The sequence below is a fragment of the Luteolibacter arcticus genome (assembly GCF_025950235.1).
GTDB classification, from domain to species: Bacteria; Verrucomicrobiota; Verrucomicrobiia; order Verrucomicrobiales; family Akkermansiaceae; genus Haloferula; species Haloferula arctica.
On record NZ_JAPDDT010000015.1, the window covers coordinates 96141 to 112190 of the forward strand.

A 16050-nucleotide genomic window follows, 5' to 3' on the forward strand; every position below is an offset into this window, starting at 1 on the left:
ATGATGGGCGGCGGGCCGGAGGCGGACGTGCCGGGACTGGTCTTTTTCCGTACCTCCGGCAGCACAGGGGTGCCGAAGTGGATCGGCCTGAGCCGCCGGGCTTTGCTGGTTTCCGCTGCGGCGGTGAATCGTCATCTCGAAGTCACGTCGTCGAGTTGCTGGGCGCTCGCCTTGCCGGTCGATCACGTCGGCGGGTTTGGTGTCGCGGCGCGGGTTTTCGAGTCGGGCTGCCGCATGGCGGAGTTCGGGCGGAAGTGGGAGGTGGTGGAGTTTGCCGCCTGGCTTTCAGATAGCGGCGCGAGCCATCTTTCGCTGGTGCCGACGCAGGTCCATGACCTCGTTGTTGCAGGGCTGCGCGCGCCGCAGAGTTTGCGTTCGATTGTGGTGGGTGGTGGTGTGCTTGCTGAAGCAACTGGATGCGCCGCGAGGGAGCTCGGATGGCCGGTTCTCGCGAGCTATGGGATGACCGAGACGGCGTCGCAGGTGGCGACCCAAGGGCTTGATCTACTAGGTTCGCCGTATCAATCCTTACCCATCGCATTGTTGCCGTGCTGGGAAGCGCGGGTGAACGAGGACGGCCGGATCCTGCTGAAAGGGGATGCCTTGTTCAGCGGCATGCTTGTTGCCGAGGGAGATGGCTGGAAGTACGAGGAACGTCGTAGTGAATGGCACGTCACTTCCGACTCCGGGAGAATCGATGGCCGTAATCTCTTTCTCACCGGCCGCGCTGACGCGCAGGTGAAGATCCTCGGCGAACTGGTGGATCCGGTGGCGGTGGAAGCGGAGTTGTTGTCACTTTCGTCACGCCGGGACTTTGTCGTCGTGCCCGTTCCCGATATTCGCGCGGGTAACCGCTTGCTCCTGGTTCACGAAAGCGACACCTCTGGTCTCCCGGAAGTCCTTGTGGCTTATCACTCATCGTGTCCCGGTTTCCGGCGTATCTCGGCATGTCTCTCCGTTGAGAAGATTCCTCGGAGTGCGCTGGGAAAACCGCTGCGCAAAGAGCTGTCACAAATCGCCGAGAATCGGGAGATTTGAAGATTGCCAACCGCTCGACGGGAGCGAATAGTTCAGGAGTCTTGATTAAAAGACCCCTCCACTTTTTGCCACCGCGTGGTGGCTTGCCAGAGACCGGCGGCGGACCGGTACTCGGCCCTTCTTACTCCGCCCGCTCCAAAACCAACCCTGCCATGCTTCACCGTGCCGAGGACGTCCAATCGCGCCTGATCGAAATCCAACACGGGGGCGGCGTCGTCCGGAAACCCAACGGTTCCGCCAAGCAACGATCTCAGCCGGGCGATCTAGGACTCAAAGCCCCCACGCAAACGTCCAAGAGCTTCGTTCTCGACACCAACGTGCTGCTCCACGACCCGGCCTGCCTCGGTCGCTTCACGGATAATCACATCTGCATCCCGGTGGATGTCCTCGCTGAACTCGATCGCTTCAAGACCGAGCAATCCGAGCGCGGTGCCAATGCCCGCAAGGTCCACCGCAAGCTGACGGAAATGTTTTCCTGCTCGCAGCGCGTGACCGAAGGCGTGGCCACCGATGGCGGCGGCACGATCCGGCTGGTGGTCTATGATTCCGCGCTGTGCCCGAAGAACTCGGACATGCTGCAGCGCTTCCACCGGATCTTTCCCGACAAGGAGCGCGTCGATCACCGCATCCTCGCCTGCACGTTGCTGCTGATGGCCTATAACAAGGCTCCCGTGGTGCTGGTCACCAAGGACCTCAACATGCAGCTCAAGGCCCGCGCGGTCGGGATCGAGTGTCAGGACTATCTCAATGACAAGGTCGATGCCCGCGAGGTCTCCAGCTACGATGTCCGTCGTATCGAGGTCGAGGGATCGGAGATGCAGCGTTTCGCGAGTTCCGGAGAACTGGAGATCGAAAGTGAGCGGATTTCCGAGCTGGTGCTGAACCAGTACGTGCTGCTGGAAGCCGGCGAGCGGCAGACGATGCCTGCACGCATGACTTCCGGTGGCAAGCTGGTCCGCCTGCAAATCCCCGAGGCGCTGAAGATCCAGGACGGCGGCGCGCTCAAGCCGATGAACCTCGGCCAGCGCTGCCTGATCGATGCCCTGCTCAATCCCGACATTTCCCTCGTCACTTGTTACGGTCAGGCCGGCACTGGCAAGACCTTGGTCGCCGTGGCCGCGGGTCTCCACGAGATGTTCAACCGCCGCTACAATGGCCTCACCGTCAGCCGCCCGGTTGTGGCGATGGGCGAGCAACTCGGCTTCCTGCCCGGCACGCTTGATGAAAAGATGCGGCCGTGGCTACAGCCGATCCACGACGCGCTCGACCTGCTGATGCGCCCCGCGACCCCGCTCGGCCCGCGCCGCAAACAGCCGAAGAACGAAGGCGGCGAAGGCGGTGGTCCGGTCAAGAAGCCGTGGGAGCACCTAATGGAGCAGGGGATCATCGAGATCGAGGCGCTCGCCTATATCCGCGGCCGCTCGATTCCGAACCGCTTCTTCGTGCTGGATGAAGCCCAGCAGCTCACGCCGCAGGAAGCCAAGACCGTGGTGACCCGCATGTCCCGTGGCTCGAAGCTGGTCATGCTCGGGGACCCCGCGCAGATCGACAATCCGTATGTCGATAGCCGCAGCAACGGCCTAGTCTATACCCGCAACCGGCTCAAAGGCCTGCCCTTCGTCGCGCACGTTTCCCTCAACCGGGGCGAGCGTTCGGAGCTGGCGGATGCCGGTGCGCAACTGATGTGAATCGTCCGGTAACGGGGGCGTGTGAAAGCGCCCCCGTTGACAGGCAATCGGCGCCGCCCTTTACTCATGCCGATGTCGCCCTGGCTCCGCCGCTGCTTGGTCCTTACCCCCCTCCTGATGCCAGGATGCGGGGTGGTTCCCCAGTCCGGGGGCTGGCGCGACGATCTGGCGATGCACGCCGCCCAGCTCGGCTACCGGAACTGGATCGTCATCGCCGAGGCCTCGTTTCCGGCCCATAGCCGCGGCGGCGTCCGCCAGATCAATGCCGACGAGGAAATCCCCGTGGTGGTGGACGAGGTGCTGCGGACCCTGGAGCGCACCGAGCACGTGACGCCGCGGATTTACGTGTCGCGGGAATTGCGTTCGGTGGAAAACGACTACGCGCCGGGCATCGATGAGTTCCGGAAGCGGCTTCAGGGCTCGATGCACGCCCATGAGACGACGGAACTGGAGCAGCAGTCGCTGCTCACGCTGATGGAGGACTCGAACAAGACCTTCGAGGTGCTGGTGATCCGCACCAAAACCGCGCTGCCCTACAGCAGCGTTTTCATGGAACTCCAGCCGGGCTACTGGAATGCCGATTCCGAGTCGGCCCTGCGCGACAAGTTGGAGCGCCAGCGGATGGAAAAGCTGGCCCGCCCGATTCCCTGAAGGCAGGCTGCCGCGGCGATGAACAAGACCGAGGAAATCCGTATCGAGCGCGAATCCGCGTGGATCGGCGATGCCGTATTGGCGCTTTATGCCCGCTCGTGGGTATTGAAAGAGCGCGGGAACATGGACGGCGAGTGGTTCACGCGGCTGACGTCGAATGGCTTCCTGAGTGCCTTCGGAGCGCCGACGGCGGTGGAAGCGAAGATCGGCAAGATCTACCGCGAGCAAGGGCTGGATGCGGCGTTTGCGTGGATCGAGGCGGAGTTGATCCCGCTGTTCAGGAAGCAGATGGCGAAGCGGTAAGGGATTTGCGCTGACGAGCAAACGAAGTTGCTCTCGTTATTCGAAAATGTGTCGGTTGCGGTCTCTTGGCAGGCATGAACAAGTGCCATTCCATTGTTCTCGCTGCCATGATAAGCGATCCGACGATGACTCGGCTTTCTTGGCTGCGATCAACTTCTACAGCGCACTCGCCATCGTCTCATGTCAATCCATCTCCTCACGGCTCGCCCGTGACTTGCACGCGGCCAAAGCGCCGCGGCGTGACCACGGGATCGACCACCCGGACGCGCTCCCAAGTAGCATCGATGGATGTGATCATCGCTCCCGCGAGGTCCAGCGCATTCACGTCCGACAGGTTTTCGGCGGTTATAACCTCGTACTGAATGCCCGGGGCCACGGAGGCACGACGGCGCACAAACTCGATCACCAGCCGGCCTTGGTCATCGACCTCGATGCGCGGTAGCCCGGCGGTGCCGCCTTCTGGCAAGATCGTGCGGTTCGGCGTGGCCAGATCGCCCGCCTGCGAAGCCAGGTTGAAGGCATATTTCAGCAGGTTCTCGACGCCATCGCCGGCCGGCTCGGACAAGTCTTGGGAGCCGTCGGATGCGAGCCCGTGGATCATGCGCCAGTAAGCCAGTTCACCGGGGAAGCTGAATTCGTATGCCCCGATATCGGGGGCCGGGCCGCTTTCACGGGTCGAACCTCGCTGGTCGCCAGCCAGGCCGGCGATCACGCCTCCGCGATTGATCGCGAGGCTGCCGGGCTGCAGGGCGATGGTGGCGGTCGGGCCGCCATTGTTTCCCAAGATACCGAGCAACACCTGGGCGGAGGTCACACCCAGGAGATTGCCATTCGTTCCGTGGACCACACCGGTGGCGCTGGTCGCGCCAAAAAGGTTGTTGGAACTTCCGGCGGAAATGGTCCCGGTTCCGTTTCCGCCGAAGGTGCGAATCGCGTTGTCCGAGTTTCCGGTGAGCAAGCAGTTCACCAGGGTCACCGGGGTCTCCCAGATCCACAGGATGCCGCCGGGGGAGGTGTTGCCGGTCACCGTGAGGTGACGGAGCGAAGTGGCGACGGCTCCGGCGCTGATGGCCGAGGCGAGCCCGGTGCCGGTGTTGCCATGGAAGGTGGAGTTTTCGATTTCCAGCAATGGAGATCCTCCCCAGGCCTGGACCGCGCCGCCCTCGTAGGCGGAGTTTCCGGTGAAGGTGCAGCTCCGGACCACGAGCGAGCCAAAGGACCAGATGCTGCCGCCGGAGTCTTCGACTGAGCCGCCGCGCAAGGTCAGGTGCGAGATGGTCAGGCTGCCCGAACCCTCGACGAGGAAATGCCGGCGCCCGGAGTCGTTGGCGATATCGAGCGTGATACCCGGAGCTGTGGTCGGGCCGAGGAGGGTGACGGTGTCGAAGATCCTCAGCGCCGCCGTGTCGCTCGAGTCGTTCCAGCCTTGGGAAAGGGTGATGGTCGAGCCGGCGAGCGTGGGCGAGAAGGTGATGGTCTGGGCACCCGGGAGCGACCGGGAGTAAGCCAGCGCCTCGCGAAGGCTGGTGATCCCGTCGGTCGAGGTGCTCGTATCCGAGCTCGTGGTGACCGTCAGGCCCGGCAATTCGGTCACGGTGATGGTCAGCGTGCCCGAGCTCGTATTGCCCGTGGGACTGGCCGGGGATTGGTAGGTGATGGTGTGAACGCCAATGCCGGCGGTCGCCGGGGTGAAGATCCCGGCGCTTACGCCCGGCCCGGAGAAGGTTCCCCCGGCCGGCGCGGCTCCACTGGCGCTTGCCAAATTCACCGCGGCGGCATCGGCGCGCAGCGTCAGCTCCGTGGTCGAAAAGGTGACCGGCACTTGTGGGATGGAGGCCCGGTAAAACTCGATGCTCGCCGAGTTGCTGGACACGACGACGTCCGGTGCCGCGTCTTCATTGACCCTGAGCGTGGCCGTATTGATGAAATTAATGCCGGGCGTGGTGACCCGCAAACCGACTCGCAGGGTGCCGTCGCCATTGCCGAGCAGCACGGCGAAGATGGGGCTGAAGGCGCCCGAGATCGGCAAGGCCGGCAACAACACGTCGAGATGGCCGTCGGCATTCATGTCGGCGATGTCGATGCGCGCGTTATTGCTGCCGAGGTAGTCGGCGCCGGCGGCGACATTGTAGGCCGTGTAGGCGCCGAAAGTTCCATCGCCGTTGCCGAGCCGGACGCCGATCAGGTGGCCCGGAAAACTGCTGCCCACCCCGGGCTCGTCGCCCAGCGCCGTGATCAGGTCCAGCTTCCCATCATGGTTCAAGTCCGCCAGCCGGACAAACATCTGCAAGGAGGCCGTCGCGACGTAGGAGGTGGCTAAGGTCGGCTCGCTGAAGGTGCCATCGCCCGCGTTCAACAGGATGCCCACCTCACCCAAGTTCACTTGGTTCACGACGGCCAAATCGGGCCAGGTGTCCCCGTTGATATCGCCGACGGCCATCGACCGGGCCATGGGGGCGAAGCTGCGCACGGACGTGGAGTAAGCCACGGGCGAGCCGAAGGTGCCGTTCCCGTTGCCCGGAAAGACGACCGCGCTCGTCAGCTGCGGACTGCCCGGGTATCCGATCATCACGACGTCGAGTTTGCCGTCCTGATCGACGTCCACCAGGTCCATTTCCCTGGCCGTGTAGGTGATTGGCACGGAGGTCGCCGCCTGAAAGGTGCCGTTGCTGTTGCCAAGCAAGACCTCCAGGGACGGGCTCAGTTGGGACGTGCCGGTCTGTGCGACCACGATGTCGAGTTTGCCGTCCTTGTTGACGTCGCCGAAGCGCGGGATGCCGAAGCCGGCGATCGGGTAGGCGTCCACCGTGAGGTGAATCCCGCCTCGCGACACCAGGGCATGGGTGGAAGCGTTGCCCCGGGGAAAGCCCGTGCGGACCACCTCGTCGAGGCCGTCTCCGTCGATATCCGCGACGTCCAAGTGGAGGTTGGCGGTCGTCGCAGGTGCCATTTGGATGCCATAAAGGCTGCCCAAGTTCGTGTATTCCGGTGTCTGGGCCCGGAGGCTGCCGGGCATGACCGAGATCAAAAGAGCCGCCAACGAAGTCCCAAGAAAAAGGCGGTTATGATATTTACGTGATACAGGGGGCATGTGAAGACGGCGGCGATAGGAGGAAAGAGTATGGTCTGGGGGAATATCAGTAGCCTGAAACCGAAAAGAGCACGTGAGGAGTGTGTGTTCAAAAACCCCCACCCCGACTGAACCCACCCCGACCGGCTTTTGGTCAGCGGCTTGTGCCACCGCCAAACGTCGTTTGCAAGTGGCGATCCCTCGCAGTTGCCCGCCGTCCGCCGAGCGAATATGGCGCGCCGATGAAGGTCGTTTTGACTGGCGAATATCTCAGCTTCATTAATCCTACCAGACGTTGCGCGGCTTCAGCCACGTCCGGAGCAGGTGCTGCCCATGCCCGGACATCTCCGAGCTGGACAGGTCACAGGATTAGGAAGCTGACGGGGATGGCAGATTCCCGGGCATGATCCTCTCAAAGCAATCGCACGAGTGTATGATGCATGTTCCGGCAATGGCTTTTGGCAGGCGGTATAGCCACAGGAATAGCATGGTCTTGAAGCGTGTCGCAGAGGGACATCGGAACTGACATGGGACAAACCGCCAATGGGAACGTTCCGCAAGAGCTCGGATTCCAGTATCGCGATGCGACACCAGGTCACCGTATGCGGTGGGCCGTGGGTTACGCGGTCGAGGAAGGCTGGCCTTACAGCGACCGCCCCTTCGTCAGCCTTCCCGCTACCCACAGGGCAACGAAAGCGATCCCTGCGGAAACGCCGGCGAGCATCCAGACGCGGTCGTCATTACCGGAGTGGAAGCTGCGGTAGATCGCGAGCGGGATGGTCTCGGTGACGCCGGGGATGAGGCCGGCTACCATCATGGTGGCGCCGAATTCGCCGAGGGCCCTTGCGAAGCCGAGTACCAGTCCCGCGGCGATACCGCGCCGTGCGAGTGGGACGCTGACGCGGGAGAAGACTTGCCACGGGGTTTTGCCGAGCGTGGCGGCGGCTTCTTCAAGGTGCCGTGGAACTTCCTCGAAGGCGGTGCGGATGCAGCGCAGCAACAGCGGGAAGGCCATGATCGCTAGCGCGAGAACGACTGCTTTCCAAGTGAAGATGACTTCAATGCCCCATTTATCTAACATGCTGCCAAACGGGCCTTTTCTCCCGAATAGCTTGAGCAGCACCAAACCCGTGACCACCGGCGGCACCACCAGCGGCAGCATGACGAGGGTCTCGACCAGGGCCTTGCCCGGCCACTGTTTGCGGGCGAGCCACCAGCCGAACGCAAGGCCGAAGGGCAGCGACGCGATGATCGCCGCTGCCGACACGCCGAGCGTGAAAAGGATGAGCCTGAAATCGTCCGCCGTCATTTCTCCGCCAGCCCGAACCCGGGGGCTGTGAAGATCTTCGACGCTTCATCCGATTTCAGGAAGTCTGCAAATTTCCTGGCTTCGTCCGCCTGCTTGGTCGCGGTGCAGATGGCCACCGGATAGACGATCGCCGGAGCTTCCCCGGCGGGGACGGTCCAGGTGACCTTCACCTTCTTCGAGATGGCGGCGTCGGTTTTGTAAACGATGGCAGCATCGGCGTTGCCGGCTTCCACGGCGGCGAGCGCGGCGCGGACATTCTCGCTGCCCACGCACTTCGGGCCGATGCTTTCCCAGAGGTTCTGCTGGGTCAGCCAGGTCTTGGCATAGACGCCGGCCGGGACCGCGACGGGATCGCCGATCGCGATTCGCTTGAAATTCGCGAGGTCGGCTCCGCTGGACACCTTGGCGTCGGATTCGGCGGGCACCGCAATGACGAGGGAGTTGGTAAGCAGCTTGGTGACGTCGCGCACCAGCTTGGCCTTCTCGAGTTTCGCCATCGTCACCTCGTCGGCGGAAATGAAGACATCGAGCGGCGCGCCTTCCTCGATCTGGCGGGCCAGCACGTTCGATCCGGCGAAGGCCGGCGTGACCTTGGTGCCGTGCGCTTTCTGGTACGCGGCGGCGACTTCGTTGACGGCTTCCGCGAGACTGGCGGCGGCGGCGACGCGGAGTTCACCTGCTGCGGCGGCGAGCGAGGAGAGCAGGAGGAGAAACAGGGCTTTCATGAAATGAGAGTCTGGGGCGAAGCTTTGGCTCAGACAGAAGCACCGGCATCATATACTGCAAGAGCGCGGGAATGCAGCGGACGGTCCTCAGGCATGTCTCCATGCTGGCCAATTGCCCGGCGATCCGGCAAGAGAATCGGTGGCCATGGATTATCGCGAGCACGCCATCAACCGGGACTGGTCCGCGGAGGACAAGATCGACCTGTTCCGCCAGATGCTGCGTATCCGGCGATTCGAGCAGGAGGCGATGAAGTATTACCAAGGAGGGCGAATTGGTGGCTGGCTTCCGCTCGACATCGGCCAAGAGTCGATCGCGATCTCCGTGCGGTCGGTGATGGGGATGGACGACCACTCATTGAGTGGCTTCCGCGGCATTGGGCACGCGTTGGCGGCGGGGATCGGAATGGGGCCGATCATGGCGGAGTTGTTCGGCAAGTTGAACGGCGTCTCTAAAGGAAAGGGCGGCGCTGTCTCTCATTACTCCCCGGCTCTGCATCATTGGGGTGCATACGGTCTGGCTGCCGCCCACACGCCTTTGGCTGCGGGGTTGGCATTTGCCTTGAAGCAACGGGAGATCCGCGGGGCGGTAGTTTGTTTCATGGGCGATGGCTCGGTCAATCAAGGCGTCTATCACGAGGCATTGAACCTCGCCGGACTGTTCGGACTGCCAGTGGTCTATTTAATCGAGAACAACGGGTATGCGATGGGCATGTCGGTGTCGCGCTCGTCGCGCTTCAAGGAATGCCTCGCCCGGCGGGCGGAGGGCTACGACATCGACTGGGATCACTTTGGCGGCAGTGATCCTTACGAAATCCGGGCACGCGTTTCTGATGCGCTTCAGCGGGCTCGTCTGGAATCCCGGCCGACGGTGGTCGAAATCGAAACGTATCGCTTCTACGGATTTCACATCGCCGATGCGAACCACCAGAAGTATCGCACGCGGCAGGAAGTCCAGGAACGAAGGGCGCGTGATCCACTCGGGCTTTGGCGGAAGCACTTGCTGGATGATGGTATTCTCGATGAAGCGGCGGCTGGAGACCTGGATCTGCAGGCCAAGGAGGAGGCGATGGAAGCCGTCCGATTTGCCGGGGCAGGAGAAGTGCCCTCGATTTCTGATATCGTCCGCGATGTGTATTGGGAGAGTGATCACGACACGGAGGCGTCGCGGATTGGGCGGCATTTCTTCGGCGAGTAGGTGCGGCCTTTGGAGTGCGGTGGCTTGTCGGCGCTTTTCTTTCCGAGGCTTGCCGAGGGTAAAACGTTCCTGGAACGATTCTTCACGGCGACGAGTCGCCTGCCCGAAAGCGGTGACGGGTCCCCGCACTCCGTGGCTCACGCCTCTTCTACTTCGGCTTTGAGGACCGCGAGGAACTTCGCGAGGGCCGGATTGGTGTCGCCTTTCCGCCACGCGGCGGCGACGGACCAGGCGGCTTCCTTGTCGCGCAGCGGGTGCTGGCGGAGGTCGGGGAAGCGGCTGGTACCGCCGGACTGGGGGATGACGGTGACGCCGAGGCCGGCCTCGACCAGGGCGAGGGCGGTGCTGAATTCCGGCACTTGCTGGACGATGCGCGGGTGAAAGCCGTGCTTCCCGCACAGCCGCAACACGTGCCCGAAGAAGCCGGGCGAGCGCTCCTTCGAGATGCTAACGAAGGGCAGATCGCGGCAGCTTGCGATCGTGGCATTGGCAGGCAGGGGAAAGGCGGCCGACGAGACCAGCGTAAGACGGTCCTTGATCACCGGTAGCAACTTGAACTCGGACGGTGCGGGCAGGCGGATGATGCCGAGGTCCAGCGAGCCATTCCGCAGCCCGGCCACCTGCTCCTCCGTGGACATGTCGCGCAGGCCGATCTGGATGCCCGGAGCGTTCTTGCGAAGCTTCACGATCACGCGCGGCACCAACTCCATCGTGTGCATGCCGAAGCCGAGGGCGAGCTTGCCCGATTCACCGAGCGCCGCCGCGCGGGCGCTTCCCAGCAGGCGATCGAAGCTGGCGACGACGTCGCGGGAGTCCTTGAGGAACTGCTTCCCCAGTGAACTGAGCGTGGTGCCATGGCGTCCGCGCTCGAAAAGGGGTGCGCCCAATTCGTCTTCCATCCGGCGGATCTGCTTGGTCAGGGCGGGCTGGCTCAGATTCAATAGCCGCGCGGCCCGGCCGAAATGAAGCTGCTCCGCGAGCAGGACGAAGGATTTCAATTCGCGCATTTCCATCGCCCGAGGTTATCACCGTCATGAAATCATGCCATTGGAAGAATCGCCAGATTGCGAGGATGATGCGCCCATGAATCGGGAAGCCACTTGCACGGGGCTGACGACCGCGCCGCTGGATCGCTCGCGTGCCCGCTGGGCGGCATCAGTCATGTTCCTCGTCGATGGCATCGGCTTCGGCACCTGGGCGGCGATGATTCCGTCGGTGAAGCAGAAGTTCGCCCTGAGTGAATCCGGGCTGAGCATCGTGTTGCTGGCGATCGTCGCCGGGGCGCTGATGTCGATGTCGCTGATCGGCCGGGCTTTGTCGCGGTATGGGAGCGGCAGGATGCTGGCGTGGCTGGCACCGGGCTACGCGGTCGCGCTGGCCTTGATCGCACTCGCGCCTGGCTTCGGCTGGTTGCTCGGGGCGGCGATGATTTTCGGGGCTTTCAAGGGGTCGCTCGACGTGTCGGTGAATGCCCAGGCGATCACGATCGAGAGCGCGGGTAGCAAGCCGATCATGGCGACGTTTCAGGCGCTGTGGAGCATCGGCGGTCTGGTCGCGGCGGTTCTTGTCGGGCTTGCCTTGAAGCAAGGTGTGGCCCCACTCGTGACCACGCTGGTAATCGCCGCGGCGCTCTTGGTGGCCGCGCTGGTGAGTTCCGGCGCGCTCGCGGGAGGCGATGCTTCGACCACGAAGCGCAAGCGCGGATTCGCGCTGCCGAATGGGAGGATCCTGCGGATCGGCGCACTCGCGTTTCTCGCGTTGTTTGCCGAGGGTGTGATGATGGACTGGAGCGCCGTTTACACGCGGACCGTGGCGGGTGCGGAAGCCTGGCTGGCGCCGCTTGCTTACGGGATGTTCTCGCTTTCGATGGCGACGGGCCGCTTGCTCGGTGACCGGGTTACGGCGCGCCATGGTGGACTCGCGGTGCTGCGGGTGAGCGGGCTGCTGACCTTTGTCGGACTGCTCTTGATCATCGCTTGGCATGCGTGGCCGGTGACTTTCCTCGGCCTTGGCTTTGCCGGCCTCGGCCTTGCGAATTTGGTGCCCGTGCTGGTGGGTGCCGGTGGCCGGGCGCACGAGGAAAGCGTCGGCCAAGGGGTTGCGACCGTTTCGATGATCGGCTACTTCGGCTTCCTCGCTGGCCCGCCGGCGATCGGTGGGCTCAGCCACTGGATCGGGCTGCCCGGGGCCTTTGGCGTGGTGGTCGTGTTCGCGCTGCTGCTTGCGGTGTGGGGGCCGGGGGTTTTGGGGAGGGCTTCGGTGAATAGCGGCGCGCCATCAGGATCATCTTCGGACTGATGTAGGCATGAAGCGCGAGGTACCTTTTGCGTAGTCGCACTTGTGGAAGTGCGGAGCGGTCTTTGGAGGCGGGCAGTTCGCGTGCTTCCGCATTGTCACCAATGCGCCTACTGAGGAATGCACGGATTCGCGGATGTTCATGGGACGAGTGATTTGGAAAGGATGACGCTGCGGTAGTTCGTGGTCGACCAGTCGGCGAACTCGATGAAGCGGTAGCCGAGCTTCTCATACCACTGCCGCAGGTGATGCGCTTGCTCCGCGGTATCGAGAGCGAGTTCACGGCCTTCGCGTCCGACGGCTTCATTCTCTAACGTCCCGATCATGCGACGGCCCAGGCCGAGGCGCTGGAGGTCCGGGCGCACGGCGAATTGGCCGAAGGAAAACACGCCGGGCTCGCGATACCACGCGCATGAGGAATTCGGTCCGGCGGTGGGGTAGAGCGTGACAGTGGCTACGATTTCACCGTCGAGTTCGCCGACAAACGGTCTCCCGCGCTGGAGGCGGCTGAGCGTGACCTCATCGCTCTGATGCGTCGCGGTGTAGCGCAGTCCCATCGCTGCGAGCGGTGCATAGGCCGCATGCAAGAGCCGGGTGATTTTCGGGATCGGGTCGTGCTCGCGCCATGGGCGGATCGAGATGCGATCGTGGATTTGGTCGCCGGGGGCCATCGCGAGAGATTCCCGCAGTATCCCGGCTCTGGCGATGACGGATGTTGCCGGCTCCACCACCCGCGAAACCGGGAATTTCCTTACAGTGACACCGCATGTAGGGGGTGGCCCTTACAGCGGGAATCTCATGCTGATCCGATGCGATTGGTATTTCTGATTGGGAATAAGCGAAATTTTCCACTGGATTAAAAAATCGCGGACAAGGCGGCATCGGTCCGTAGGGTGGGGCGGCTTTTTCCCCTTATCCCAACATGGATGATCTTCTCCTCACCTTCACTGGCGGCCTCGGTATCGCTCTTGTTTTGGGCTATCTCTCCCACCGGCTGGGGCTCTCGCCGATCGTCGGCTACCTGCTAGCCGGGATCGTGGTGAGCCCGAACACGCCGGGCTTCGTGGCGGACCGGCATCTGGCGGAGCAGATGGCACACATCGGGGTGATCCTGCTGATGTTCGGGGTCGGGCTGCATTTCCATTTCAAGGAGCTGCTGGCGGTGCGGCGGATCGCGGTGCCGGGAGCGATCGTCCAGAGTGCGGTGGCCACCGTCTTGAGCATGATCATCATGCGGAGCTTCGGCTGGACGTGGACGTCCGGCGCGGTCTTCGGCATGGCCATCGCGGTGGCCAGTACCGTGGTGCTCACCCGCATCCTGGTGGATCACAAGCACCTGCACACGCCGGTCGGGCACATCGCGATCGGCTGGCTGGTGGTGGAAGACATTTTCACGGTCTTCGTGCTGGTCTTAATCCCCGCCATCTTCGATCCGCAGGTGGGAGCCATGAGTGGTGCCGGTGGAGTCGGAGCAATTGCCATGGCCCTCTTGACCACCACGGTGAAGATCGGCGCGCTGGTCGCCTTCACTTTCGTGGTCGGCGGCTGGGCGATCCCGCGGCTGCTGACGAAGATCGCGCGGACCGGCTCGGGGGAACTCTTCACCCTGGCGATCCTGGTGCTGGCGCTCGGGATTGCGATGGGCGCGGCGAAGTTCTTCGGCGTGTCGATGGAGCTCGGGGCGTTCCTTGGCGGCATGGTCGTAGGCCGCTCGGAATTCAGCAACCGCGCCGCGACGGATGCGCTGCCGATGAAGGACGCCTTCGCGGTGCTGTTCTTCGTCTCCGTCGGGATGCTCTTCGATTTCCAGGGGTTGCTGGAGAATCCGTGGCTGGCGCTGGCCACCATGGCGATCGTCATCATTGGCAAGCCGGTGGCCGCTCTGGTCATCACGGTGGCGCTCGGTTACCCGCTGAAAACCGCGCTCTCCGTGAGTGCGGTGCTGGCGCAGATCGGTGAGTTCTCATTCATCGTCGCCACACTCGGGATGAAATATGGCCTGGTGGCGGCAGAGGCTTTCAATGCGCTGGTCGCCACGGCGATCGTCTCGATCACCCTCGCTCCGCTGCTCTACAAGGCCGTCGATCCGGTCGAGCGCTGGGTGGCGAAGCGGCCGGCCTTGTGGAAGATCTTTCACCGCCGGCCTACCGGCGAGGGTGCGGATTGGGAGGATGATGGCATTCACCGCCGCGCGGTGGTGGTCGGGTACGGGCCGGTGGGGAAGATGGTGGTGCGCCTGCTGAAGGACAATGGATTCTCCCCGATCATCATCGAGATGAACGTGGATACCGTGCGGGAGCTGAATACCTCGGGCGAAAAGGCGCAGTATGGCGACGCCAGCCACCCCGCGACGCTGGAAGCCGCCGGGACGGCGAAGGCGGACATCCTGGTGCTGAGCGCGTCCAGCGTGGGCATGGGGCAGGAGGTGATCCGCGAGGCGCGGAAGCTGAATCCGAAGATCCGGGTGGTCGCCCGGACCACCTATCTGAAAGAGGCGGACGAGCTGATCGAGGCCGGGGCGAACGCGGTTTTCTCCGGAGAAGGCGAGGTGGCGCTGTCGATGACAGAGAGCATCCTGGGTAGCTTCGGGGCGACGCCGGAGCAGATCGAGCGGGAGAGCGAGCGGATCCGCCGGGAGCTCTTTACGCGGGCGGGCTAGAACTGCCTTTGACTCCGCCCGCGGCAGCCGCTAAGCCCTGCGCCCCGCTTATCCCTGCCATGAAGGACCAGATCGAAGCCATTCAGGCCGAGGCGCTCGCCCGGATAGCCACAGCCAACGACGCCCGCGCGTTGGAGGACGCCCGTGTCGCCGTGCTCGGGAAAAAAGGCACCCTCACCGAGGTCTCCGCCGGCATGCGCGACGTGCCGAAGGAGGACAAGGCCGCCGTGGGCGCGCTGCTCAATACCGCCCGCACCGCGATCACCGCCGCGCTCGATGAAAAGCAGCAGTCCCTGCAGGACGCCGCCGACAAGCAGGCGCTCGAAGGGATCGACCTGACCCTGCCTGCTCGCGCGCTGCACCACGGCTCGCTGCATCCACTGACGATCCTTCGCCATCAGGCGATTTCCATTTTGCGCCGCATGGGCTTCGCGCTCGCCGAGGGGCCGGAGATCGAGGATGAGTTTCACTGCTTCGACGCGCTTAACACGCCGGCCGATCACCCCGCGCGTAACGAAAAGGACACCTTCTACTTCGACTCCGGCAAGCTGCTGCGCACGCACACCTCCTCGGTGCAGGTCCGCACGATGGAAAGCCAGGTGCCGCCGGTGCGCATCATCGCCCCCGGCTCGGCGTATCGCCGGGACGAGATCGACGCGACCCACCTCTCGGTCTTCAACCAGCTCGAAGGGCTCTACGTCGACACCGACGTCTCGCTCGGCGACCTGAAGGGCACGCTGGAGTATTTCTTCCAGGAGATGTTCGGCTCCGGGACAGAGGTCCGTTTCCGCCCGCACTTCTTCCCCTTCACCGAGCCAAGCTTCGAGATCGATGTGAAGCTCCACGTCAAGGGCCAGGCCCCGCGGTGGATCGAGGTCGCCGGTTGCGGAATGGTCGATCCTGCGGTCTTCGCGCAGATCAATGTGTCGCGCAAGGATGGTGCCTACGATCCGGAGAAGGTGACTGGCTTCGCCTTCGGCATGGGCCTCGACCGTCTCGCGATGATCCGCTGGGGCATCAAGGACATCCGTCTCCTCATCGAGAACGACGCGCGTTTCCTGAAGCAGTTCGCTTGAGGCTGATGTTGGAACCGCCAAGACGCAAAGTTCGCCAAGTT

Annotated in this window: 13 protein-coding genes; 8 read left to right on the forward strand and 5 right to left on the reverse strand. The window is 63.5% G+C overall.

All coding sequences use genetic code 11. From position 1 onward, the window contains the following. From OKA05_RS23810 to OKA05_RS23825, 4 genes are all read left to right on the forward strand, one after another. A complete protein-coding gene (locus tag OKA05_RS23810; RefSeq protein WP_264489773.1) occupies positions 1–1038 on the forward strand; it encodes an AMP-binding protein in 1038 nt (345 codons plus the stop codon). A 152-nt stretch (positions 1039–1190) separates the two neighbouring features. Further along, complete coding sequence (locus tag OKA05_RS23815) at positions 1191–2726, forward strand: PhoH family protein (protein WP_264489709.1); 1536 nt, start codon at positions 1191–1193, stop codon at positions 2724–2726. 72 nt (positions 2727–2798) lie between these two features. Beyond that, positions 2799–3377, forward strand: coding sequence for an RbsD/FucU domain-containing protein (locus OKA05_RS23820; RefSeq protein WP_264489710.1), 579 nt, complete (start codon positions 2799–2801; stop codon positions 3375–3377). 18 nt (positions 3378–3395) lie between these two features. Beyond that, positions 3396–3680, forward strand: a complete 285-nt coding sequence (locus tag OKA05_RS23825; protein ID WP_264489711.1) for a ribonuclease III domain-containing protein — start codon at positions 3396–3398, stop codon at positions 3678–3680. Positions 3681–3876: 196 nt separating this feature from the next. Here OKA05_RS23825 and OKA05_RS23830 read toward each other — a convergent pair whose 3' ends face one another. The 3 genes from OKA05_RS23830 to modA form a co-directional block, all read right to left on the reverse strand. After that, positions 3877–6696, reverse strand: a complete 2820-nt coding sequence (locus OKA05_RS23830) for an FG-GAP-like repeat-containing protein (protein WP_264489712.1) — start codon at positions 6694–6696, stop codon at positions 3877–3879. Between the two features lie 697 nt (positions 6697–7393). Next, complete coding sequence (gene modB, locus OKA05_RS23835; protein WP_264489713.1) at positions 7394–8059, reverse strand: molybdate ABC transporter permease subunit; 666 nt, start codon at positions 8057–8059, stop codon at positions 7394–7396. Beyond that, on the reverse strand, positions 8056–8784 hold the full coding sequence (modA, locus tag OKA05_RS23840) for a molybdate ABC transporter substrate-binding protein (protein WP_264489714.1): 729 nt from the start codon (positions 8782–8784) through the stop codon (positions 8056–8058). The genes modB and modA overlap by 4 nt, the downstream gene beginning before the upstream one ends. A gap of 112 nt (positions 8785–8896) precedes the next feature. Here modA and OKA05_RS23845 point away from each other — a divergent pair, with 112 nt between their 5' ends. After that, a complete protein-coding gene (locus tag OKA05_RS23845) occupies positions 8897–9979 on the forward strand; it encodes a thiamine pyrophosphate-dependent dehydrogenase E1 component subunit alpha (protein WP_264489715.1) in 1083 nt (360 codons plus the stop codon). A gap of 137 nt (positions 9980–10116) precedes the next feature. Here the strand turns inward: OKA05_RS23845 and OKA05_RS23850 are convergent, their stop codons facing one another. Further along, entirely contained in the window at positions 10117–10992 is an 876-nt protein-coding gene (locus tag OKA05_RS23850) for a LysR family transcriptional regulator (RefSeq protein WP_264489716.1), read from the reverse strand. 70 nt (positions 10993–11062) lie between these two features. Between OKA05_RS23850 and OKA05_RS23855 the strand changes: the two genes are divergently transcribed. Further along, a complete protein-coding gene (locus OKA05_RS23855; protein ID WP_264489717.1) occupies positions 11063–12277 on the forward strand; it encodes an MFS transporter in 1215 nt (404 codons plus the stop codon). Positions 12278–12414: 137 nt separating this feature from the next. On the opposite strand, the gene OKA05_RS23860 is transcribed toward OKA05_RS23855, so the two are convergent. Beyond that, positions 12415–12945, reverse strand: a complete 531-nt coding sequence (locus OKA05_RS23860) for a GNAT family N-acetyltransferase (protein WP_264489718.1) — start codon at positions 12943–12945, stop codon at positions 12415–12417. A gap of 251 nt (positions 12946–13196) precedes the next feature. Here OKA05_RS23860 and OKA05_RS23865 point away from each other — a divergent pair, with 251 nt between their 5' ends. Together OKA05_RS23865 and pheS are read left to right on the forward strand one after the other, a co-directional pair. After that, complete coding sequence (locus OKA05_RS23865) at positions 13197–14933, forward strand: cation:proton antiporter (protein WP_264489719.1); 1737 nt, start codon at positions 13197–13199, stop codon at positions 14931–14933. A 59-nt stretch (positions 14934–14992) separates the two neighbouring features. Continuing rightward, on the forward strand, positions 14993–16009 hold the full coding sequence (gene pheS, locus OKA05_RS23870; RefSeq protein WP_264489720.1) for a phenylalanine--tRNA ligase subunit alpha: 1017 nt from the start codon (positions 14993–14995) through the stop codon (positions 16007–16009). The last annotated feature ends 41 nt before the right edge of the window (positions 16010–16050 follow it).

Excerpts from the sequence above, each read along its gene's own strand:
- OKA05_RS23810 (WP_264489773.1), top strand. The coding sequence starts at position 1 with ATGATGGGCGGCGGGCCGGAGGCGGACGTGCCGGGACTGGTCTTTTTC.
- OKA05_RS23815 (WP_264489709.1), top strand. The coding sequence starts at position 1,191 with ATGCTTCACCGTGCCGAGGACGTCCAATCGCGCCTGATCGAAATCCAA.
- OKA05_RS23820 (WP_264489710.1), top strand. The coding sequence starts at position 2,799 with ATGTCGCCCTGGCTCCGCCGCTGCTTGGTCCTTACCCCCCTCCTGATG.
- OKA05_RS23825 (WP_264489711.1), top strand. The coding sequence starts at position 3,396 with ATGAACAAGACCGAGGAAATCCGTATCGAGCGCGAATCCGCGTGGATC.
- OKA05_RS23830 (WP_264489712.1), bottom strand. The coding sequence starts at position 6,696 with ATGCCCGGCAGCCTCCGGGCCCAGACACCGGAATACACGAACTTGGGC.
- modB (WP_264489713.1), bottom strand. The coding sequence starts at position 8,059 with ATGACGGCGGACGATTTCAGGCTCATCCTTTTCACGCTCGGCGTGTCG.
- modA (WP_264489714.1), bottom strand. The coding sequence starts at position 8,784 with ATGAAAGCCCTGTTTCTCCTCCTGCTCTCCTCGCTCGCCGCCGCAGCA.
- OKA05_RS23850 (WP_264489716.1), bottom strand. The coding sequence starts at position 10,992 with ATGGAAATGCGCGAATTGAAATCCTTCGTCCTGCTCGCGGAGCAGCTT.
- OKA05_RS23855 (WP_264489717.1), top strand. The coding sequence starts at position 11,063 with ATGAATCGGGAAGCCACTTGCACGGGGCTGACGACCGCGCCGCTGGAT.
- OKA05_RS23860 (WP_264489718.1), bottom strand. The coding sequence starts at position 12,945 with ATGGCCCCCGGCGACCAAATCCACGATCGCATCTCGATCCGCCCATGG.
- OKA05_RS23865 (WP_264489719.1), top strand. The coding sequence starts at position 13,197 with ATGGATGATCTTCTCCTCACCTTCACTGGCGGCCTCGGTATCGCTCTT.
- pheS (WP_264489720.1), top strand. The coding sequence starts at position 14,993 with ATGAAGGACCAGATCGAAGCCATTCAGGCCGAGGCGCTCGCCCGGATA.